This window comes from Bacillus sp. PAMC28748 (assembly GCF_014250415.1).
GTDB classification, from domain to species: Bacteria; Bacillota; Bacilli; order Bacillales; family Bacillaceae; genus Bacillus; species Bacillus licheniformis.
This window is the reverse complement of the sequence record NZ_CP060192.1, coordinates 2,824,334-2,847,067: the sequence shown is the minus strand read 5'-3', so window position 1 is coordinate 2,847,067 and position 22,734 is coordinate 2,824,334. Positions and strand designations below refer to the sequence as shown.

At 46.4% G+C, this 22,734-nt stretch carries 21 protein-coding genes; 5 read left to right on the top strand and 16 right to left on the bottom strand.

What is annotated here, in order from left to right:
- Positions 1-40: 40 nt before the first annotated feature.
- The 4 genes from ade to H7F26_RS14650 form a co-directional block, all read right to left on the bottom strand.
- Positions 41-1,762, bottom strand: a complete 1,722-nt coding sequence (ade, locus tag H7F26_RS14665; RefSeq protein WP_003181389.1) for an adenine deaminase — start codon at positions 1,760-1,762, stop codon at positions 41-43.
- A gap of 127 nt (positions 1,763-1,889) precedes the next feature.
- The gene (locus tag H7F26_RS14660; RefSeq protein ID WP_003181388.1) at positions 1,890-2,552 is read right to left on the bottom strand and encodes a potassium channel family protein; all 663 of its coding nucleotides are present in this window, start codon (positions 2,550-2,552) and stop codon (positions 1,890-1,892) included.
- A gap of 64 nt (positions 2,553-2,616) precedes the next feature.
- Complete coding sequence (locus tag H7F26_RS14655; protein ID WP_003181386.1) at positions 2,617-3,954, bottom strand: ATP-binding protein; 1,338 nt, start codon at positions 3,952-3,954, stop codon at positions 2,617-2,619.
- 167 nt (positions 3,955-4,121) lie between these two features.
- On the bottom strand, positions 4,122-4,409 hold the full coding sequence (locus H7F26_RS14650; RefSeq protein WP_003181383.1) for a transcriptional regulator AbhA: 288 nt from the start codon (positions 4,407-4,409) through the stop codon (positions 4,122-4,124).
- Positions 4,410-4,715: 306 nt separating this feature from the next.
- On the opposite strand from H7F26_RS14650, the gene mreBH reads away from it, so the two are divergent.
- From mreBH to H7F26_RS14635, 3 genes are all read left to right on the top strand, one after another.
- Entirely contained in the window at positions 4,716-5,723 is a 1,008-nt protein-coding gene (gene mreBH, locus H7F26_RS14645) for a rod-share determining protein MreBH (protein WP_003181381.1), read from the top strand.
- A gap of 73 nt (positions 5,724-5,796) precedes the next feature.
- Positions 5,797-5,928: a protein YkpC gene (locus tag H7F26_RS14640; protein ID WP_003181378.1), complete on the top strand. Its 132-nt coding sequence runs from the start codon at positions 5,797-5,799 to the stop codon at positions 5,926-5,928.
- A gap of 90 nt (positions 5,929-6,018) precedes the next feature.
- Positions 6,019-7,251 (top strand): aminopeptidase, encoded by a 1,233-nt coding sequence (locus H7F26_RS14635; protein WP_003181374.1) that lies wholly within the window; start codon positions 6,019-6,021, stop codon positions 7,249-7,251.
- Positions 7,252-7,388: 137 nt separating this feature from the next.
- Here the strand turns inward: H7F26_RS14635 and H7F26_RS14630 are convergent, their stop codons facing one another.
- Positions 7,389-7,763, bottom strand: a complete 375-nt coding sequence (locus H7F26_RS14630) for a YybH family protein (RefSeq protein ID WP_003181373.1) — start codon at positions 7,761-7,763, stop codon at positions 7,389-7,391.
- Positions 7,764-7,819: 56 nt separating this feature from the next.
- On the bottom strand, positions 7,820-9,439 hold the full coding sequence (locus H7F26_RS14625) for an ABC-F family ATP-binding cassette domain-containing protein (RefSeq protein ID WP_003181369.1): 1,620 nt from the start codon (positions 9,437-9,439) through the stop codon (positions 7,820-7,822).
- Between the two features lie 172 nt (positions 9,440-9,611).
- Here H7F26_RS14625 and H7F26_RS14620 point away from each other — a divergent pair, with 172 nt between their 5' ends.
- On the top strand, positions 9,612-9,854 hold the full coding sequence (locus H7F26_RS14620) for a hypothetical protein (protein WP_003181367.1): 243 nt from the start codon (positions 9,612-9,614) through the stop codon (positions 9,852-9,854).
- A 12-nt stretch (positions 9,855-9,866) separates the two neighbouring features.
- Positions 9,867-10,136: a hypothetical protein gene (locus tag H7F26_RS14615; RefSeq protein ID WP_003181365.1), complete on the top strand. Its 270-nt coding sequence runs from the start codon at positions 9,867-9,869 to the stop codon at positions 10,134-10,136.
- Between the two features lie 45 nt (positions 10,137-10,181).
- Here H7F26_RS14615 and lepB read toward each other — a convergent pair whose 3' ends face one another.
- The 10 genes from lepB to H7F26_RS14565 form a co-directional block, all read right to left on the bottom strand.
- On the bottom strand, positions 10,182-10,742 hold the full coding sequence (lepB, locus tag H7F26_RS14610) for a signal peptidase I (protein ID WP_003181363.1): 561 nt from the start codon (positions 10,740-10,742) through the stop codon (positions 10,182-10,184).
- 166 nt (positions 10,743-10,908) lie between these two features.
- Positions 10,909-12,804 (bottom strand): PTS fructose transporter subunit IIABC, encoded by a 1,896-nt coding sequence (locus H7F26_RS14605; RefSeq protein ID WP_009328577.1) that lies wholly within the window; start codon positions 12,802-12,804, stop codon positions 10,909-10,911.
- A 13-nt stretch (positions 12,805-12,817) separates the two neighbouring features.
- Positions 12,818-13,729, bottom strand: a complete 912-nt coding sequence (pfkB, locus tag H7F26_RS14600) for a 1-phosphofructokinase (protein WP_003181358.1) — start codon at positions 13,727-13,729, stop codon at positions 12,818-12,820.
- Complete coding sequence (locus tag H7F26_RS14595; RefSeq protein WP_003181356.1) at positions 13,726-14,481, bottom strand: DeoR/GlpR family DNA-binding transcription regulator; 756 nt, start codon at positions 14,479-14,481, stop codon at positions 13,726-13,728. Before H7F26_RS14595 ends, pfkB begins: the two co-directional genes overlap by 4 nt.
- Before the next feature lie 630 nt (positions 14,482-15,111).
- On the bottom strand, positions 15,112-16,305 hold the full coding sequence (locus H7F26_RS14590) for an ABC transporter permease (RefSeq protein WP_003181354.1): 1,194 nt from the start codon (positions 16,303-16,305) through the stop codon (positions 15,112-15,114).
- Positions 16,302-16,994 (bottom strand): ABC transporter ATP-binding protein, encoded by a 693-nt coding sequence (locus H7F26_RS14585; RefSeq protein ID WP_003181352.1) that lies wholly within the window; start codon positions 16,992-16,994, stop codon positions 16,302-16,304. Before H7F26_RS14585 ends, H7F26_RS14590 begins: the two co-directional genes overlap by 4 nt.
- A complete protein-coding gene (locus tag H7F26_RS14580) occupies positions 16,991-18,127 on the bottom strand; it encodes an efflux RND transporter periplasmic adaptor subunit (RefSeq protein ID WP_003181350.1) in 1,137 nt (378 codons plus the stop codon). The genes H7F26_RS14585 and H7F26_RS14580 overlap by 4 nt, the downstream gene beginning before the upstream one ends.
- A complete protein-coding gene (locus H7F26_RS14575; RefSeq protein WP_009328579.1) occupies positions 18,128-18,808 on the bottom strand; it encodes a YknW family membrane protein in 681 nt (226 codons plus the stop codon).
- A gap of 119 nt (positions 18,809-18,927) precedes the next feature.
- The gene (locus tag H7F26_RS14570; RefSeq protein WP_016886375.1) at positions 18,928-20,748 is read right to left on the bottom strand and encodes an ABC transporter ATP-binding protein; all 1,821 of its coding nucleotides are present in this window, start codon (positions 20,746-20,748) and stop codon (positions 18,928-18,930) included.
- 12 nt (positions 20,749-20,760) lie between these two features.
- Positions 20,761-22,518, bottom strand: a complete 1,758-nt coding sequence (locus H7F26_RS14565) for an ABC transporter ATP-binding protein (protein ID WP_003181344.1) — start codon at positions 22,516-22,518, stop codon at positions 20,761-20,763.
- Positions 22,519-22,734: the final 216 nt, after the last annotated feature.

The following is a 22,734-nucleotide window of genomic DNA, read 5'->3' as shown; positions in this document are numbered from 1 at the left end:
ATACAGCAAAAAACGGATGCACCGGGGTGCATCCGTTTTTTTATGGTTGAACCGGGATATGCCTGAACGCTTTAACATCAAACAATCCTTCCGTTGTCATTTTAATGTCGGGAATGACCGGAAGCGCTAAAAAAGAAAGCGTCAGAAAAGGATTAAACGCTCCTGAAAATCCTGTCTCTGTTATTGCCGCGTGGAGAGATTTCAAGCTTTCGTTGACCGTCTCAAGCGGTTTGTCCGACAAGAGGCCGGCGATCGGCAGTGCGACGGATTGAAGCTCCTTCCCTCCTTTGGCAATGGTGAGGCCTCCTCCGATTTCTCCGAGGCGTTCAATCGCTTTTAAAATGTCTTGATCATTTGTACCGACAGCGATTAAATTGTGGGAATCATGAGAAATGGTTGTCGCGATGGCGCCTTCTTTTAAACCGAAGCCTCTGACTACGCCGAGTCCGATTTCTTTAACGCCGCGATGGCGCTCAACCACTGCAATTTTCAACAGATCGCTTTCCAGATCCGGCTGAAAAAAAGCTCCGCTTTTCGGCTTGGCCAGGGACAGCTTTGTTTCGAGCTGATTGGGGATAATGTCAATAACCCTGATTTCATTCTCTTGAACGATCGGAATTTGCAGATCATCCTCATGTAAATCAGACAGATGCACAGATTGAAGCAGACCGGATGCCGCTTTGCCGCCCGTCGATTGGCTTTGCTCTGTCCCGCTCCAGATCACGCCGTTAATCATCGTCTTTGTAATGCTCACGTTCTCAAAATCGCTGATGAAAAGAAGATCTGCGTCATAACCCGGGGCGACCGCTCCCTTCGTCTTTAACCCGAAGCATTCCGCTGCATTCAGGCTGCCCATTTGATATGCGAGAAACGGGTCAAGCCCCTCTTGAATGGCAAGCTTGACCTGGTAGTTAATGCTTCCTTCATCGACCAGTTCGTCCAGATGCTTATCATCCGTACAGAAAAAGAAGCGTCTCACATTTTTCTCGTTGACCGCAGGTAAAACATGACGCGTATTCTTTGCCGCAGAACCTTCTCTCAGCATGACGTACATCCCTCTTCTCACTCGTTCAAGCGCCTCTTCAGGTGTTGTGACCTCATGGTCTGTAAGCACGCCCGCCGCTCTGTAGACATTGACAAACCCGGCTGACAAGCCGGCCAGATGCCCGTCGATCCGCTTGCCCGCTTTATCGGCATCAATGAGCTTTTGCACCATATCCGGCTCTCCAGCTTCAACGGCCACATAGTCCATCACTTCCGCAAGCCCGAGCACCTCTTCGCGGCTGTAAAAAGGATGTAAATCCGCGGCGTTCAAAATCGCACCCGATTTTTCGAATGGTGCCGCAGGCACACAAGAAGGGAGCATAAAATAAATGTTCAGCCTGGTCATCTCAGCCTGCTCCAACATGAACTCAAGACCCTTCACACCTGAGACATTCGCGATTTCGTGGGGATCGGTGACAACGGTTGTCACACCGTGGGGAATCACCGCTTTAGCGAATTCGGGCGGCGTCACCATCGAGGACTCAATATGGACATGACCGTCGATAAAGCCGGGAACGATCATTTGTCCCTCAGCGTCAATGATATTTCCCCCCTCATATTCGCCCAAGCCGACGATGGCCCCGTCTGTGATGGCAATGTCCGTCTCCAACCATTCCTGATTAAAAACATCCATGATTTTTCCGTTTTTAATTACAGTTTCCGCTTTTTTGCGATGACTGGCGGCGCCAAGCCGGCGAATGAACATCTCTTTGTCCAAAGGTATATGTCCCCTCTCTTTTTTATATGTATATGGTTCAATATCGTAGCCGAATCGCTTGAAACAGTCAATGAAAAGATCAAAAAAACCGCGGGCTGTGGGGTTCCCGCGGTTAATCGGTGGCATTTTAATGTTGAAAGACTTTTTTTTCAAATCTCTCAATGTCAGGATTTGAGCCGATGACGATTAAAATATCGTCTTTCTGAATTTCTTCAGTGGCAAGCGGAGATACGATGACTTCCTTTCCCCGCTTGATCGCAACAATATTAATTCCGTATCTGGCCCGGATATCAAGGTCAAGCAGTGTATTTCCGGCCAGTTTGCCGTTCGCTGCGATTTCGACAAGGCTGTGTTCATCAGAAAGTTCCAGATAATCAAGCACATTGTTGGAGACGATGTTGTGGGCGATCCTTTTTCCCATTTCACGCTCCGGGTGAACGATCCGGTCCGCTCCGATTTTGGATAATACTTTTTCATGATAATCGTTTTGAGCTTTTACGGTAATCATTTTCACACCAAGCTCTTTTAAGATCAGCGTTGTCAAAATGCTCGCTTGAATGTTCTCCCCGATCGCTACAATGACATGGTCAAAATTGCGCAGTCCAAGGTTTTTCAGCACAGATTCGTCTGTAGTGTCTCCTATCACAGCATGTGTTGCAATTTTGGCGTATTCGTTTACGCGATCTTCATCTCTGTCGATCGCCATTACTTCAAGCCCTTCTTCACTCAATGCTTTGCAAATGCTGCCGCCGAACCGGCCGAGTCCAATTACTGCAAATTCTTTTTTCATCGGTAATTCCTCCATGGGTCAATCTTGAACAAATTCTATCATATGAAGTGGAATTTTTCCTCTTTTATTTTATAGTTGCGCGGCTGCAGCATCCTTGCTGAATGTCGTTCTCTTCGGACGCCGCACCTTTATCGACCGGAAGCAAAATGTGGAATGTGCTTCCCTCGCCCAATTTGCTGTCGATTTTCATTTCTCCGTTGTGGGCGCCGATGATATTCAGGCAAATTGTCAGCCCAAGACCTGTCCCTTCTTCTTTCGTTGAGAAGAAAGGCTCCCCGAGCTTTGCCAAGTCGGCTTGGGAAATGCCGCCGCCTTCGTCTTTGATGCTGATTTTCACATAGTCTCCTTCTGCCTTTGAGGAAATCGTAATTTTACCGCCGTCAGGCATCGCTTCTATCCCGTTTTTAATTAAATTGATGAATACCTGTTTGATTTGATTTTCATCACCGTTTATTTCCCACTCCTCCCCGTGCTGAAACGCTTTTTCGATCTTAATGTGGGAAAGCACGGCGTTCGTCTCAAGAAGCGTTGCCACTTGCTGAAGAACCGAATTGATTTTGATCTTTTTAAATTGAACCTGGTGCGGTTTGGCCAGCACAAGCAGTTCTCCGAGCACAGAATCGATTCGTTTAATCTCTGAGAAAATAATGTCAAAGTAATCTTTCCGGTCAGGATATTCCGCTTTCATCAGCTGCAAAAATCCGTTTACAGATGTCAGCGGGTTCCTGACTTCGTGAGCGATCCCCGCTGCGAGCTGCCCGGCCATCGCCAGCTTTTGAGACTGCATGGCCAGCCGCTGATTCGACTTAAACAGTTCCATCTCCGCTTTTTTCCGTTCTGTCACATCAGTCAGCGTCCCCAAGCTGCCCGTAAATTGACCGTTTTTATAATAAAGTTTATAGTGAACTTCGCCCCAGAACTTGCTCCCGTCTTTGCGATGGTAGAGCACCTCGATCCTGCCTTCGGGCTCCTTGTTCTTCAACTGGGCGATCAGGTGATTCGAGATCCGTTCTTCATGGTCAAAATAATCGTTGTACATCGTTCCAAGGCTCTCTTCGACACTGTATCCGGTCAGGGTTGTCCACGCCTGATTCAGAAATGTAATGTATCCTATCCGGTCCGTTTGAAAGACGATTTCCTGAAGATTATCCATTATGCGGTTGGTTTCTGAGGAAAGCTCTTTATATTTCTTTTCGCTTTCCTTCAATTTATAGACAAGCTGATTTGACTCATCGATATAAAGTGTGAGCCACCAAACGCTGATTAATGTCACCAGCGTAAACAGCAGATCAACCGTCCAATTGATTTTATTTCCCAACACCCCATAGAATAAAAAATTCCAAAACATGATAAAAGTCATTGCCAGCACGGTTGCAATGATTCGTCCTTGATATCTTTTCATACCCCCACCTGCCACTTGTATTTCTCAGTCAATTGTAACATTCTTTACACCACATTTGAGAGGATTGTTCGAAGTATTTATCGTCTCTATGGCTGAATTTTTCAGTGACGGCGGTTTTATCTGCTCCCGGCGCAAGAAAAAGCCCTTCTGATGAAGGGCGTCGAATGTTATGCTTTCACTCCGTTTAAGGCAGCTTTGATTTCTTCCAAAAGCAATTCGGCCCCTTCAGGACTGAGCGTAATTTTCCCGTTTCCATACTCGCGGTTTTCAGAAGTGATTTCACCGGTCATCAGACACACACCGTGCGGTTTATATTTTTTCAGGACGATTTTATCTTGGTCGACAAAGAATTCGATGCTGTCCTTGATCGAGATATCCAAAGCTCTTCTCAATTCAATCGGCATCACGATCCTGCCGAGTTCGTCTACTTTTCTCACAACTCCTATTGCTTTCAAAACTTTCGCCTACTTCCTCTATTGTTTCTATTTTTCTAAGATATTGTCTTAGCATAACGATAGACGAATGAAGACTGAAAAAGGTTTCCCTTATCAAGCGTTTCTTCGACAAAAATCCGGTCATAAAAATGAAATAATTTTCTCATCATGTAAATATGAGGACAGCATTTTACAGATTGGTTTCAAAATCGTCACAAACCCCCAAAAATCGCCGATGATTTGAGAAAATTTAAATGAAATTCATTTTTTCAGCACGAAGAAAATTTCGTTTTTCGGAAAAATTTTAAATAGAGATTGGGTGAAAACATGTTTCAAACAACCGAGATCGGAATTGATCTAGGCACAGCTAACATATTGGTTTACAGCAAAAACAAAGGAATCATTTTAAATGAGCCTTCCGTCGTCGCCGTGGACACGGAAACAAAGAGCGTATTGGCGGTCGGCACAGAAGCCAAAAACATGATCGGAAAAACGCCGGGAAAAATCGTCGCGGTCAGGCCGATGAAAGACGGAGTCATCGCCGATTATGACATGACGACAGACCTCTTGAAGCAGATTATGAAAAAAGCCGGAAAGAACATCGGCTTTACGTTCAGAAAGCCGAGCGTCGTCGTCTGCACGCCGTCCGGCTCAACCGCTGTTGAAAGGCGCGCAATCAGCGATGCTGTCAAAAACTGCGGAGCCAAACAAGTCCATTTGATAGAGGAGCCTGTCGCCGCCGCCATCGGCGCAGATCTGCCTGTCGATGAACCTGTCGCAAACGTTGTCGTCGATATCGGCGGCGGCACGACAGAAGTGGCGATCATTTCATTCGGAGGCGTTGTCTCGTGCCACTCGATCCGGATCGGCGGTGATCAGCTTGATGAAGACATCGTGTCATTCGTCAGAAAAAAATACAACCTGCTGATTGGTGAACGGACGGCCGAAGAAGTCAAAATTGAGATCGGCTACGCATTGATTGACCATGAGACGAAAACGATGGAAGTCAGAGGACGCGACCTTGTTACAGGCCTGCCGAAAACGATTACCCTGGAATCGAAAGAAATTCAGAAGGCGATGCGCGAATCGCTCCTGCATATTATCGAAGCCATCAGAGCGACGCTAGAAGACTGTCCTCCGGAGCTGAGCGGAGACATTGTCGACCGGGGCGTGATTTTGACCGGAGGAGGCGCGCTTTTGAACGGCATCAAAGAATGGCTGTCACAGGAAATCGTTGTGCCCGTGCATGTTGCTGCAAATCCGCTTGAATCTGTCGCTATCGGAACGGGTCGTTCTCTCGAAGTGATCGATAAATTGCAAAAAGCGGCTAAATAATTTTTGTTTTCGCGTCTTTTTTCCCGGCTTCTTTCATATCGTGAGGAATGGAGAAACGATAAGGAGGAAGACCATGCTTAGAGATATGGGAAGACGCCTGGCCATCACCGTTATTTTAAGCGGTATTATTCTCGGGGGGATGAGCATCTCCCTTGCAAACATGCCAAGCTCGCCCCCCGGCCAAACGGCCAAAATCAACCGTTAAAAAAGAAGCAGCCTGAACCGGGCTTCTTCTTTTTTTCTTTTCAATCAAATATTTGATATGATGTTATGGACAATAAAGGAGGTTTTGCCAATGAATTCGTTTACTGATAAACTGAGCAAATATGCAAAGCTTGTGGCCGAAGTCGGCGTAAACGTTCAAAAAGGACAGCAAGTCGTCATCAACGCGTCAACAGAAGTACGCGATTTTGCACGGCTCCTCGTCAAAAGCGCCTATCAAAGAGGGGCGAAAAACGTGACGGTCCGCTGGCAGGATGATGAGGTCACAAGGCTGAAATACGAGCTGGCTCCTGCGGAAGCCTTTGAAGAGTTCCCTGAATGGGAAGCAAAGGGGCTTGAGACGCTCGCCAAAGAAGGCGCTGCTTTTATTTCCATTGTCTCTTCAAGTCCTGATCTTTTGAAAGGCATCGATTCCAAAAAAATCTCCGCACAGCAGAAAGCCGCCGGAAAAGCGATGCATACATACAGGCAAATGATTCAATCGGATAAAGTCAGCTGGACTGTCGTCGCAGCGCCTTCGCCGGCCTGGGCGAAAAAAGTATTCCCTGAGGCAGATGAAGAGACAGCCGTGCAAAAGCTATGGAATGAGATTTTCAAAACGACCCGCGTCGACCGTGAAGATCCCGTTCAAGCGTGGAAAGATCACGATCAAACCTTGCGCGATAAAGTAAGCGTCTTAAACGACAAGCATTATCACGCCCTTCATTACCAAGCAAAGGGAACAGATTTGACGATCGAGCTTCCCGAGAAGCATCTGTGGGTCGGCGCCGGAAGCACAAACGAAAACGGCGTCGAGTTCATGGCCAATATGCCGACAGAGGAAGTATTCACTGCTCCGAAAAAAGACGGGGTGAACGGCACCGTTTCAAGCACGAAGCCGTTAAGCTACGGCGGCAATTTAATCGACGGCTTTACACTGACATTTAAAAACGGACGGATTACGGATGTCAAAGCTGAACAAGGCGAAGAAATTTTAAAAGAGCTGATCGAAACGGATGAGGGTTCACACTACTTAGGCGAAATTGCGCTTGTTGCCCACGATTCGCCGATTTCCAAGTCCAATATTCTGTTTTACAACACACTGTTTGATGAAAATGCCTCAAACCACCTCGCGATCGGCAGTGCATACGCATTCAACATCGAAGGCGGAAAACAGATGTCGCGCGAGGAGCTGGCGAAAGAAGGATTAAACGAAAGCATCACACATGTTGACTTTATGATCGGTTCAGGAGAAATGAATATAGACGGAATCACTGCTGACGGAAAAAGAGAGCCGATATTCAGAAACGGCAACTGGGCGATATAAAGCCTTCCGCAAAAAAAGACCTCAGAAAACTTCTGAGGTCCTTTTATATCGTGTCCGCATGCCGCCCGCAATCCTAAACTTCCCTGTACATGCATGGCGGCTGTAACAGCTGAAAATCAGGTCCATGCTCCGCCGCCTCATCGCTTGGGCAAACTGCTTAAATGTTCATGCTTCAGTTTCCAGCGTCCTGACTCGTCCTTTACAAATACGTTTGTCGCACGGCCTGCCCCTTGAACCGGTTCGCCCCTATATAACCCTTTCCATTCGTATGTATAAAGACAGACGGCCTGTTCGTCCGTTTCCGTGATCCAGCTGACATGACCGGCGCTGTATACTTCATTTTCGATTTGCTTCCAGGCGTTTTCAAAATAACGCTGAATCTCCTCAAAGCCCGAGCACGTTTGATCCGAAAACCAGTACACAGCGCCGGGGTCAAGGAGGGCTTTGACATTCTCAAACTCATGTGTGTTTGTTGCTTGAATATATTGCTCAAGAGCCTTTCGGCATGACACAGCAACCATCTCCTTTTTATAAAAAAAACCCGCTTTTTAAGGCGGGTTTTCTATCATTACGCGTAAAGTTCAGCAAGCTTGTCCTGAACCGTTTTGTCTTCCAAAAACTCGTCGTAGCTCATTTGTTTATCGACGATTCCGTTTGGCGTGATCTCGATGATCCGGTTGGCGATTGTTTGGACAAACTGATGGTCATGAGATGTAAACAGCATGGCGCCTTTAAAGCTGATTAAACCGTTATTCAGCGCTGTAATGGACTCGAGGTCCAAATGGTTTGTCGGCTCATCAAGCATCAGCACATTGGCGCCGGACAGCATCATTTTCGACAGCATGCAGCGGACTTTTTCTCCCCCTGACAAAACGCTTGCTTTTTTCAGCACTTCTTCTCCGGAGAACAGCATCCGGCCTAAAAATCCGCGCAGGAAGCTTTCACTTTGGTCATGCGGCGAAAATTGGCGGAGCCAGTCGACAAGGTTTAAATCGCTGTTTTCAAAATACTCGCTGTTGTCTTTCGGGAAAAACGCTTGGGATGTAGTGACGCCCCATTTAAACGATCCGCTGTCAGGCTCCATTTCCCCGGCAAGGATTTTAAAGAGCGTTGTAGCGGCTAGCTCGTTCCGGCCTGTAAAGGCGATTTTATCCTCTTTATTCATCATAAAGCTGACAGAGTCAAGCACCTTGACGCCGTCGATCGTTTTCGACAGGTCTTTGACAACAAGCACATCGTTTCCAATTTCGCGTTCAGGTGCGAAATGTACATACGGATACTTGCGAGATGAAGGCTTAATATCGTCAAGCGTAATTTTTTCAAGCAGTTTTTTTCTCGATGTCGCCTGCTTCGATTTTGAGGCGTTGGCGCTGAATCTGGCGACGAACTCTTGGAGCTGTTTGATCTGCTCCTCTTTTTTCTTATTGGCTTCCTGAGCCATTTTAAGCGCAAGCTGGCTTGATTCATACCAGAAATCATAGTTTCCGACATAAATTTGAATCTTGTTAAAATCCAGGTCGGCAATATGCGTACATACTTTATTTAAAAAGTGGCGGTCATGCGATACGACGATAACCGTATTCTCAAAATTGATTAAAAACTCTTCTAGCCATTGGATCGCCTGAATATCCAAGTGGTTGGTCGGCTCATCGAGAAGAAGGACGTCGGGTTTTCCGAACAGGGCCTGTGCAAGAAGGACCTTCACCTTTTCAGAGCCGCCCAAATCTGCCATTTTCTTCGTATGAAGTTCTTCAGGAATGCCGAGTCCTTTTAATAAGATCGCGGCTTCCCCTTCGGCTTCCCAGCCGTTCAGCTCGGCGAATTCGCCTTCAAGCTCCGCGGCGCGGATTCCGTCTTCATCTGAAAAATCAGGTTTCATGTAAATCGCGTCTTTTTCCTGCATGACTTCATAAAGTCGTCTATGTCCCATGATCACGACTTTCAACACTTCATGCTCTTCATACTCAAAGTGGTTCTGCTTCAGGACGGCAAGACGTTCGCCAGGACTCATATGGACTTCGCCTGTCTGAGGCTCAATTTCGCCAGACAATATTTTTAAAAAAGTGGACTTTCCGGCGCCGTTTGCTCCGATCAATCCGTAGCAGTTTCCGGGCGCAAACTTAATATTTACATCTTCAAACAGCTTCCGGTCTGCAAACCGCAAGCTGACATTTTGAACAGCTATCATTTAATATCCTCCATCTATACTTCATTAAAATGAGTATAACACGAAAATTCCGCAAGAGAAATGCTTTGCTTTTTTACGATAAAGTTTGAAAGAAAAATATATCAAAAAAACGCTTATTTCCACTTTCTTTGTGACAATATGTTACAATTAATGAAGAATGGGGGAAGGAATAATGAAATTGAAAGATGACCCTGATATCATCAGATGGATTAATTCGAGGCCGCGCCAAGCGCTTTTCGCGTCAGTGGCCATGGTGATTTCTACGATGTCTATCGGGCTTTTCAAAGGGTTTGATATGTGGACCGCTGACTTTTTTATATTTTCCTGTCTGCTGATCGGCTTCGGCCTCCTTGTGGGATGGCTCCAAAAGATATATTATAAAAAGGTGATATTTGAAGAAAACTCGGATCGTTAGACGGAGGAAACCATGAAGCTTATCACTTTGACGGAATACTGCATGTTTATTTTTTTTGCAGGGGTCTATCTTGCCATAACCGGCTTTACAGCACGGGATCTGGGGCTTTACATCGGGATTGCCATGATTTACGTGTTCGTTCATATCGCGGCGAAACGAATGCTGTCAAAACGGGGAAAAGAAGCCGCGGAAATCAGAATCTTGTACAGCGTTCTTCTGATTATGGCCTCTGTGTTCGTTACCGTACTGTTTATCGCAGTGCTGGCATCATTATCCGCATAAATCAAGCAAAAATGCCTGATTGTCCAAATGGACATCAGGCATTTTTCAGTCTGTTTTTCGGATTTCGTTAAACGGGAAAAACACAAATTGCGAAGTTCCGGCCACTCGTTTTTTATCAATCAGTCCGAGGCCGTTCCGGCTGTCCATTGACCTCTGGCGATTGTCTCCCATCACGAAATACTTGCCTTCGGGAACCTTCACAGGGCCAAAGTCGCCCGTCAGCTTGACGCCGACTGCTTCCGCCTCTTTTCTGTTTTCCGAAAGATACGGCTCCGACACCTTCTTCCCGTTTATGTACAGCGTGTCATCTTTCATTTGCACGGTATCTCCCGGCAGGCCGATCAAGCGCTTTACATAATGGACATTCTTTTCGTCGCCGTCGATAATGACGATATCTCCCCGCTTAAATTCGCCTACGTATCTAACCGTTTTATAGACGAACAGCCGCTCTCCGTCGTGCAGCGTCGGGTCCATCGACGTACCTTCCACTAAATACGGTTCGAATAAAAATGCCCTGATCAATAACGCCAGAACGACTGCAATAATAATGGCTTTTACCCATTCAAAGAGAGAGTTTTTCTTATTGGTGGATTTTTCTTCAGTCAAAACGCTTCCTCCTAAAAACAGTCTGTCACAGCATACATGCCAAAATAAAAGCTTTCCTATACTTTATCACAAGTTCCCGCTGAATACATAATCCCCGCGCTCACTTCCGGCAAAAACAGTAAAAAAGAAAGTGCCACGAGAGGGATTACTGTGGCACTTTCAGCACTTATTTTTCAGTTGGAACCGGCTTTTTCAAAACGCCGAGAATCAAAGCTGTCACAACCGCACCGATCAAGATGCTGAGGAGATACAGCAGCGCATGATTCGTCGTAAAGAAGAGAACGAATATTCCGCCATGCGGCGCTTGCAGTGTGACATGGAAAAATTGAGACAGACCGCCGGCAACTGCTGACCCGATGATACAAGCAGGAATGACGCGTGCCGGATCTGCTGCCGCAAAAGGAATCGCACCTTCAGTAATAAATGACAAGCCCATCACGTAGTTGGTAATTCCGGCTTCGCGATCCCGTTTTGAGAATTTATTTTTAAAGAAAGTCGTTGCAAGGGCAATTCCAAGCGGAGGCACCATACCGCCTGCCATGATGGCTGCGTGAGGTCCAAAGTTTCCAGCTTCAATCATTGCGATACCGAATGTAAAGGCCGCTTTGTTGATCGGACCGCCCATATCAATCGCCATCATACCGCCTAAAACAATACCCATTACGACAAGGTTTCCTGTTCCAAGACCTTCAAGCCAATGTGTCATGCCGTCCATAATGTACTTGACAGGCGTATTGACAACATATTGCATAATGATTCCGGTCAAGAATATTCCAAACAGCGGGTAGAGCAGCACAGGTTTTAAACCGTCAAGCACTTGCGGCAGACCAGCGAACACTTTTTTCAACAGGACAACAATATAACCAGCTAAGAAACCGGCAATCAGGCCGCCTAAGAAACCTGCGCCAGCTTGTGTCGCCATGAAACCGCCGACCATACCAGGCGCAAATCCCGGACGATCTGCAATGCTCATCGCGATAAATCCGGCCAATACAGCGACAATTAATCCAAGTGCATTCGTTCCGCCAATATTATTTAATACAGCAGCGAACTCATTATAAGTCGGATCTCCCGGCTTGGTCGCGTTAATTCCCCAGAAGAACGAAATCGCAACTAAGATCCCGCCCCCGACGACGAACGGCAGCATGTTGCTGACACCGCTCATCAAGTGTTTGTAGAAACCGCCGCCTTTTCCTTTGGCAGCTCCGTCTTCAGAAGCGGTTGCACCGCCGCCTTTACCCTGATAGATAGGCGCGTCTTGTTTCAGCGCCTGCTCAATCAGCTCTTGCGGACGTCTGATACCTGCTGTTACAGGTACTTCAATGACATGCTTGCCTTGAAAGCGTTCCATTTCAACCTGCTTGTCGGCGGCGACAATGATCGCAACGGCATCTTCGATTTCCTGGGCCGTCAGACCATTTTTAATACCGCTTGAACCGTTCGTTTCAACTTTGATATCAACCCCAAGCTCTTTCGCTTTTTCTTTCAAAGCATCCGCAGCCATGAACGTGTGGGCGATCCCTGTCGGGCATGCTGTAACCGCAAGGATTTTTCCTTTTGCTGATGGTGCAGGAGCCTCTTCGGCCTGCTCTTCTTCTTCATCATCATCTTTATCATGCTGATTGATGATGTCGATGATTTCGTCTTCAGATGAAGCTTCAAGCAGCTGTTTGCGAATCTCCTCCCTCATAAGCAAAGTCGACAGTCTTGACAATGCTTCGAGGTGAGTGTTATTTGCACCGTCTGTAGCGGCGATCATGAAAACGAGATGGCTTGGCTGGCCGTCAAGGGATTCATAATCGACGCCGCCTTTTGAACGGCCGAACGCGATCGCAGGCTCTTTGACGCTTGCCGTTTTCGCATGCGGGATGGCGATGCCTTCGCCGATACCGGTAGAGCTTTGTTTCTCGCGGTTGATCACAGCTTCTTTGTAGCCTTCTTTATCATTCAACTTGCCAGCCTGATCCAAAACGCTGACGAGTTCTTCGATAACGTTTTCTTTCTGGCTGCTCTCAAGGTTTAACTTGATCGTATGCTTTGTTAGTAGCTCAGTTATTTTCATAACCTTTCCTCCTTTATATCGCTTTGACTTGAACTTCCGGAAGCAGCTTGTGAACGAGCTCTTCCGTTCCCAGCTCCTCTGAAAAGGCAGTTGCGCTTCCTGAAGCGACTCCTAAGCGAAAAGCTTCTTTGATGCCAAGCTGTTTTTCAATGCCTGCGAGAAAGCCTGCAACCACTGAATCCCCCGCACCGACTGAGTTTACGAGCTTTCCTTTAGGTACGTTGGCATGGTAGACACCGTCTTTTGTACATAAAAGTGCGCCTTCTCCAGCCATGGAAACGATCGCGTTTTCAGCCCCGCGTTCAACGAGTTTCTTTCCGTAAGGCACCGCTTCTTCGGCCGAGGTGATAGTTGTTCCAAACATTTCTCCGAGCTCGTGATGGTTCGGTTTCATTAAAAGCGGCTTCATTTCTGCTGCTTTTAAAAGGGCCTCACCCGAAATATCAACGACAACCCGGACATTTTGCTCTTTGCATTTTTCCGCAATCTTTTCATATGTGTCCTGCGGCAATGATGAAGGAATGCTGCCCGCCAGTACAACAATGTCCCCTTCTTTCATCGCTGAAAACTGGTCTAAAAAGGCCGCGAAATCTTCTTCGCTGATGACCGGCCCCTGCCCGTTGATTTCCGTCTCATCCCCGGTCTTCAATTTGACATTGATGCGCGTGTCGCCATTCACCTCATGAAAAGCCGTTTCAAGCTTCTCTTCTTCGAGAAATGATTTGATATATCCCCCGGTAAAACCGCCGATAAAACCGAGAACTTTTGAAGGTACATGGTGTCTGTTCAGTACGCGTGAGACATTGATTCCTTTGCCTCCGGGATATTTCGTGTCATAGACTGAACGATTCAGCCCGCCTACAGAAAATTCTTCAACGTGAACAATATAGTCGACCGATGGGTTGAGAGTTACAGTGTATATCATGTTTTCACTACCTTTACGACAGTTTTTTCTTGATAGTTATCAAATGAATGTTTTGCAGATCCTGCTGTAATGATAGTTGCTTCGTCTAAACCGGCAAAGGCAGAAAATGAAATTTCCCCAAACTTGGAAACGTCAGCTAAAATAAATGCTTTTTTCGCCTGGTTGACAGCTTTTGTTTTCAAAAGCGCTTCTTCAGGATCCGGAGTCGTGAACCCCGCTTCCTTATGAATGCCGTTGACGCCGATGAAGCTTTTGTCAAACCGGTATTGGCTGATGGCTGATAAAGCCGAACCGCCTACGATCGCTCCGGTTTTATACTTCACATACCCGCCTAATAAATAAAAAGTAATGCCTTTTTTACCTAGTGCCTCAATGTGCATGACTCCATTTGTAACCACGATAATATCCATCTCTGGATTGATAAAATCGATCATTTGCAATGTGGTCGTTCCGGCATCAAGGTAAATACAATCGCCTTCTTCAAGAAGTGAGGCCGCTTCTTGAGCGATTTTTCGCTTTTCATGAAGGTTTTTGGATGATTTCTCTAGCATGTCAGGCTCCGTACGAATATCGGAAAGCCTTGATGCCCCTCCATGAACACGCTTTAAATATCCGCGGGCTTCCAGCGTCGACAAATCTCTTCTGATCGTTGACTCAGATGCGTTCGTTAAATTCATTAAGTACTGGATTTTCACGACATCATGCTTTTCAATCTCGTCAATAATCAGCTGATGCCGTTCGGGAGTCAACACATTATCACCCCTTTTGGAAACGCCTTCATTAAGCTTACAATTTCATTGTAAACGCTTTTTCGACATAACTCAACAAAAATCTTTCAAATTCATTCAATAACCATCAAAATCTTTCACATTTTAAAATATTAACGTGATATGTACCGTTTGTAAACTGTATAAACTATAAAAATCCGCAAAAATATGTGACATTATTATTATCTATTCCTTCAAACATCATTCAGGTCACAGGATAAAACCCCATGCTCACCGCATGAGGTTTTACAGCAAATCTGTATCCTGTTTCCGATTACTGAATATTTTCTATAAATTGATATAGTAAGACAGGCCGCAACATGGATATAAATATAATTGAAATGCCGATCCATCGTTCTCCGGCTGCTGATGCATATTCCAAGTAGATTTAATAGAGGCTTCTCGGCCGGAATGTAGCCACCAAGCACCAAGCATCCCTTTATATAGGCATGTTTAACCGGAACATCCATACACCATATGCCTGATCAAATTTGCTTTTCCATAAAAAAACCGCCTGCTCAGGCGGTTTCAATATTGTCGATAGTCTGACGTACTGGCATGGACCATTCGTGCATTTGGGTTTTTCCTGCAACTGCTTCAAGTTTCTCAACCATCTTACTCATACCTCAATGCATCAATCGGATGAAGGCGGGCCGCTTTATTGGCCGGGATGAGTCCAAAGATAATCCCGATCGCCATGCTGAACAGGACGCCTCCGAGGACCACCTGCCAGGAAACGAGCGGCGGCCACCCGGCAAAAAACGATACGAGGGCTGCACCGCCGTATCCAAGGCCGATGCCAAACACCCCGCCGATCAGTGTAATTAAAGACGATTCTATTAAAAATTGCATCAGAATCTGGCCTCTTGTTGCACCAAGCGATTTTCGAATCCCGATTTCCCTCGTCCGTTCAGTGACCGACACCAGCATAATATTCATGACGCCGATCCCCCCAACGAGTAAAGAAATGCCTGCAATTGAACCGATGAACATCGTCATAATTGTTGTAATCTGGCTGATTCCGGCCGCTATGGCCTCCATGTTCATCACTTCGTACGAGTCCGAAGTGCCGTGATTCTTGTTGACGGCCGCTGCAGCCCGCTTCCCGACGGCCTGCAGATCGTCGGCAGACTCAGCTTGAACGGAGACAGAGTCATAGTCGCTGATGCCGAAGGACGATTTTAACATTGAAAATGGAACATACATCTCATTCATCCCCAATGCAAGCAGCCCGGTTTCTTCTTTCAATACACCGATGATTTCAACAGGCTGGCTATTTATCCATACGACACGGCCGAGAGGCGACTGCTGAGAAAACAGTTCTTCCGCAAGCTTCGGCGAAATAATGGCGACCCTGCTTCCAGCAAGGTAATCCTCTTCTGAAAATTCTCTTCCCTTTTCGATTTCCATCGAATTGATGCTGATATATCCGTCATTAATGCCGTTTACAGCGGCATCCGTATTTTCATCCCGGAAGCGGGCATTCATGGACTCGGTTGTTTTCGCAACGACATGTTTCACGCCTTCGAGTGACTTTAAGCTTCTGATGTCTTCTTCGGTGAAGCCGGCGTCTAAGTAGGCGTTCGGATTGGCGGTTAATTCTTCATTGCTGGGCTGATAATAGATTTCGACCGTGTTGCCGGGTCCGCTGATCGTCTGCTTGAGCATCTGCTCTCCTCCTTGCCCCGCTGCAACAACGACAATAACGGAGCCTACACCAATAATGATTCCAAGCATTGTTAAAATCGATCGCAGTTTATGGGAAAGGATGGAACTTAAAGCCATTCTCAAGTTTTCGATGAGATTCATTGCACCGTCCCCCTCCGCTCTGTTTCCGGCGAGACGATCACACCGTCCCTCACCATGATGGTCCGGCTTGTATAGTCCGCAATTTCAGGTTCGTGTGTGACGAGCACCACCGTCGTTCCTTCCTCATTCAATTCGGTGAATTGCTCCATGATGTCCCGGCTTGTTTTCGTATCGAGCGCTCCGGTCGGTTCATCAGCCAATATCAGTTTAGGTTCATTGACGATCGCTCTAGCGATGGCTACACGCTGTTTTTGCCCGCCGGAAAGCTCGTTCGGCATATGGCGCATTCTGTCCTTGAGCCCGACTTTTTCGAGCGCCCGTTCAGCCCGCTCCCGCCGCTCCTTTCTTGGAACGCCGCCGTAAATCATCGGAAGCTCCACATTTTTTATGGCATTCAAGCGCGGCAGAAGCTGAAACTGCTGAAAAACAAAACCGATTAAACGGTTTCTGACACCGGCAAGCTCCCTTTCGCCGTATGATGAAATATCCTCGCCGTCCAGCCTGTAAATACCCGATGTCGGGCGGTCAAGGCAGCCGATAATGTTCATGATCGTCGATTTTCCCGAACCGGACGGCCCCATGATGGACAGATATTCTCCCGGCTCGATTTTCATATCGATCTCCCTGAGAACATCAATGGTTTCTCCTCCGATTTGGTAGCTTTTTTTCACTTTGGAAAGCTCAATCATTGAAGCTTCACTTCCGTTCCGCTTTTCATATCCTCGGCCGGGTTTGCGATAACCGGGTCCTTGTTTGTCAGACCGCCGGTAATTTCAACGAGGCCGTCTGCTTTCTCACCGGTTTTGACATTGATCCGTTTTGCCTTGCCGTCTCTTACGGCAAACACGTATGATTGATCACCATCCTGCTTGACGGCATCTTCAGGAAGAGCCTGAACGATTCTTTTGTCCGTCTGGATTTTGAGAATCATGTTAAAGCCGGACTTTGCTTTAGGACGCTCCCCTTTTATTTTGACTTCAAACGGATATTGAACAGCTTGCTCCTTTGTTCCCGCAGCACCTGCAGACGCCTCTTCTTTGGGAACCAATCCGACTTGTGATACCCTTCCACGCCACTCTTTATTTTGGATGACATCCGACGTGATGGTCACGTTCTGTCCCTTTTTCACTTTCAATGTGTCATACTCTGAGAGCACGCCTTTAACGACAAGCTTGTCCTCGTTACCTATATGTATAACCGGCTTTTGAATATCCGATTGCTTTGCAGCGGCTTGTTTGTCAACGGTAATAACCGTCCCGTCAATGCCGCTTTTCACTTGCAGCGCTGCCGATTTCTTCTCGAGCGTTTCCTTTTGCAAGTCGGCTTGTTTCAGTTCAAGCTGGAGCGATTTTTCTTCCATTTCAAGCTGTGACCGTTCTTCATCAATTTGCCTCTTGGCTTTTTCCGCTCCGAGCTCAGCCTTCAGCTCGTCTTCCTTGCTTTTTAGGCTGCTGATTTTTCGCTTAACCTGTTCAAGCTGGAGATCCTTCGATTGAATGGATAAAGCGTTTTGCTCCTTTTCCAGGCGAATTTCTTCATTTGTATAGGTGAAAAGCACATCTCCTTTTTTCACCTTATCGCCTTCTTTTACTTTGATGTCGGCAATTTCTCCTTTTTCAGGTTCAAAATATTCGTATTGTTCGTTTGCAAACTGAAGGGTCCCCGGAACCATGACTTCAGAAGAAATCTCTTTTTCTTCCAATTTCACGGTTTGAACCGCTTCTTCAGCCCCTCCGCTCGTTTGAACCGAGCGGTAGAGGTTGAGTCCGATAAAAAGCGCAGCAGCCCCAACAATGACGATGCCGATCCATATTTTTTTCATTTACATTGCTCCTTCAAATGAATCGAAGAAATTGATCGCCATACCGCCTATTAAAGCGAGCAGAATGGAGATCACAAATAAAATGATCACACCGGTCCAAGCCGCTTTTTTGGAGATGCCCCCAACCTTTTGGAGACCCAGGGCAACCAATGAGAGCGACCAGATCGTGAAAATATCAAATACACCCAATACCGATTTGAGCGGCTCGTCTGCCGGGATGATGCCGTTTAAAGACGTGACGACGATCGTGGGATCGATATTTGAATAATAGATCACTAGTCCGCCTATGAATTGTCCGATAGCCGCAATAAAATATGTAAAAACAGACAGCGAAAACATGTGAACAAAATTGGTTGTTCCTCTTCCGATTTTGACAATCAGCCAATAAATTAAAGCGCTGATCAGCAAGGCAATCACAAAGCCGAAGATCCCGCCGATGATGCCGATTCCCTTCATAGCAGCTTGAAATGCTTCAGCATCCGGCATTTCCGACAAATCGGTAGACAACGCCGTTTTTTCGCTGAGCATATACGCTCCCGCAACCGACAAGATTAAAACAATGACAAGCGGAAACCAGAAAGCCGGCTTTTCTCTCATTCTCTCGAACTGTTCTCCGGGCCGGGTAATCAATCCGAGCAATGACGGATTCTTTACTTTTTCAGTTTCTAAATTCGTTTCCATATGTATCCCCCTTAAAAAATGAATTACCAGTTTATACGCAGAATGTCCTAAAATGTTTCACAACTGTTCTCAAAAAAACGCCCCGGCCGCATTCTTAGAAGGTGCGGCCGCGGACGGTTTTAGTTTCGCTGAAACATTTGATACTGCAATTTAACCAGCTCATAATACATTCCACGTTTCCCGATCAATTCCTGGTGATTTCCTTCTTCTATTTTCCGGCCGTGGTCAAGAACCAGGATTTTATCCGCATCCCTTATCGTTGAAAGCCTGTGAGCGATCATAATAGCCGTTCTGCCATGGAGCAGTGTTTTCAAGGCAGCCTGGATTTTGACTTCCGTTTCTGTGTCAATGCTTGCGGTTGCTTCATCAAGGATTAGAATACGAGGATCTGCCAGAAGCGCCCTCGCAAATGAAATGAGCTGCCGCTCACCTGCCGATAATACATTGCCGCGTTCTTCCACTTCTGTGGCGTATCCATTCGGAAGCGCTGAAATAAACGAATCGGCTCCGACAGCTTTTGCTGCTTCGATCACTTCTTCATCGGCGGCGTTCGGACGGCCAAAACGAATATTTTCCATAATCGTTCCGGAAAAAATAAACGTGTCCTGCAGCACGATGCTGATTTGCGAACGAAGATCGGAAAGCGAGATATCGGTAATCGGTATACCGTCCACTTTGACAGCCCCGCCTGTTGCATCGTAAAACCTGCTGATCAGATTTGCGATCGTCGTCTTCCCTGATCCTGTATGTCCGACAAGCGCAAGCGATGATCCCGCAGGTATCTCAAATGAAATGCTGTGCAGCGCCTTGCGGTTCCCGTCATAAGAAAATTCCACCTGTTCAAATTCGATCCGGCCTTTTAATTCTTTTATTTTGACCGCATCTTCCTTGTCTGCAACGCTCGGCTTTTCATCCAGAAATTCAAAGATCCGCTCTGACGAAGCCATCCCCATCAACAGCTGGTTGTAGACTTGGCCGAGCCTTGAAATCGGCTCCCAGAACATTCCGAGATAGAAGGCGAACGATACAAATACACCGATCGTGATCGTTTCATTGATGATCAAGCTTGAGCCGTACCAGATTAAAATGGCCGTCCCGACAGCGTTTGTCATTTCTACAAGCGGACGGAAAGTCGCATTTTTTTTCGTCGCTTCCCGCCAGGCTTCAAAGTTCTCACTGTTGACGCCTTCAAAATACATCATATTCTCTTTTTCCTGAGTAAATGCCTGAGTGACCCGGATGCCTTGAATGCTTTCGTTCAAATGGGAATTCAGCTTGGACTGCTTTAAGCGCACCTTTTGCCAGGATCGCCGGATTTTCCTTCTGAGATTAGTAGAAATGAAGAACATCACAGGCAGCGTCACCATAATGGCGATGGTCAGCTCAGGACTGAGCGAGAACAGAATGACGACAATTCCAAAAAGAAGCAAAATATCCATCAATAAATTGATGACTCCGCTCGTAAACAGTTCCTGCAAAGAATTGATGTCATTCATGATCCGGACAAGGATTGAACCTGCCGAACGCTCGTCGAAAAAGCGGTGCGACAGCCGCTGAACATGCGTAAACAAATGCTGTCTGAGATCATATATGACATGCTGGCCAAGCTTGTTCATCCAGCGGATTCTCAGCACATTGCTAACATAATTGACAAGATACAACCCACTGATGACGGAGATCAGAATCACAAGAAGATTCATATCCCGGCCTGCGATCGCTTGGTCGAGCGCATAGACGCCGATCAAAATCGGCACCGCCAGCCGGATCGCCGCCGAGATCATGACCGTTAAAAACGACAGCGGCAGCAAATTTTTTCGGTAGGGCTTTAAATATTTAAGCAGCCTCCACATCTGCGCCCAGTTAAAAGGCTTTTCAATGATTTGGTCTGAAGTATAAAAAAACCGGTTCATCAACGTTTGTTTTTTCGCCTGGTTTTCCATAGCAAGAGCCTCCTATCCTGCAAAATGCGGCTCATTCAACACATTTTGATCTTTATACTGCAAATCAAAAATCCGTTTGTATAAACCGTTTGCTTCCATTAATTGTTCGTGTGTTCCCCTTTCCTTGACTACGCCTTTATCGAGAACAAGGATTTCGTCGGCATGCTTTAAGGATGAGATTCTGTGAGCGATGATGAAAGTCGTCCGATCCCGCATCACTTCCCGCAATGCAAGTTGAATGCGGTGCTCCGTTTCCATGTCAACGGCACTCGTCGAATCATCCAGGATGAGAATGCCCGGGTTCATACAAATCGCTCTCGCAATCGCAATCCGCTGTTTTTGGCCACCGGACAGCCCGAGCCCCCTCTCGCCGAGCATCGTATCATATTGATTCGGAAGCTCCATGATAAAATCGTGAGCCTGGGCTCTTTTCGCGCTTTCGATAATCTCATCCATCGATGCATCAGGCTTTCCATACGATATATTTGACCTGATCGTTGAGGAAAATAAAAACGATTCCTGCGGAACGACGCCGATATTGGAGCGCAGCATCTTTAATGAGTAGTGTTCAAGCGGTTTGCCGTCGATCGTGATCCGGCCGGATGTCGGTTCATAAAAGCGGCTCAGCAGTTGAATGATGCTGCTCTTGCCTGACCCCGTCGCGCCGATTAACCCAATCGTTTTGCCGCGCTCAGCCTGAAAAGACACCCCATGCAATGCTTCCGCATTTTCTTTTGTATATTGAAGGGAAACATCGCTGAATACGACATCGCCGTTCAGTCTGCCGCTTTTCACCGCCTGTTCGGTATCGGTGATTTCCTCCTCGGCATCAAGAATTTCCAGCAGCCGCTCTCCCGATGCTTTCGCTTGTGAAAACAGGTTGATGACATAACCGAGGTTCATGATCGGCCACATCAAGTAATTGACGAGACTGAAAAAAGCGACAAGCTCACCCGGTTTTAAGCTGTTCTGCATCACGAGCCAGCCGCCGAACGACAGCAGAGCCACGAGGCAGATATTGCCGATAAACTCCATCAGCGGAAAGAACTTCGACATGATAAACGATGCGTTTAAATTTTTAGTTCGAAAATGGTCATTTGAATGAGTAAAGTTTTGAATCTCAAAATCTTCTTTTGATAAAGATTTAACGGTGTTCATGCCGCTGATATTTTCCTGAACCTTCGTATTTAAACGGGCGAATGATTTTCTTATGTTCCGAAAAGCGGGATGCACTTTTTTATCAAACCGGTAGACGGCCGCTCCTAAAAACGGCAGAGAAGCAATCGTAACCAGAGTCAGCGGCACAGAATAAGAAAACATGACAGACAGACTGAAAGTGACAAGCAGGATAAATCGAATCGCCTCAGCAAAGCCGAAAGATAAAAAGAATCTGATGCCTTCGACGTCCGCCGTAAGCCTTGACATTAAATCTCCCGTTTTAGCGCTGTCGTAATATTTGAACGGCAGACGCTGCAATTTCGCATACAGCTCTTTTCTTAACCGGTAGACAGAGCGAATTCCGAACATATCTCCGAGATACTGATGAAAAAAAGTGGCTGCGCCCTTCGCCGCCATGACAGCGATGAACCCGAGGCTGATCCATATGACCAAACCGTATTTTCCGCCGAGAATTACTTCATCAATTGTCATTTGCAGAATAATCGGATAAACAACGGTAATCGCCGTCATTAGAAGCATCGACGCAATCGACCATAAAAACATTTTTTTATAAGGCCAATAAAAATCTTTTAGTTTTTTAAGGGACTCCATTAGCACCAGCACCTTTCCAATTCATGTAAAACAAGGACACATCATCTAATATATCGGTTTACGAAATAAAATTCCACCGTTTTTAAAAAATTCAGTCTTATTATGGAGTTTTCCCCCTTCTTCGGTTTGAAATAAAGCCTGTTTAAAATGTGACAGCCGATAAAAAATAGTTTCTCGATGTCAAAGGAAATTTTTTGATGAATGAAGGAAGATGAT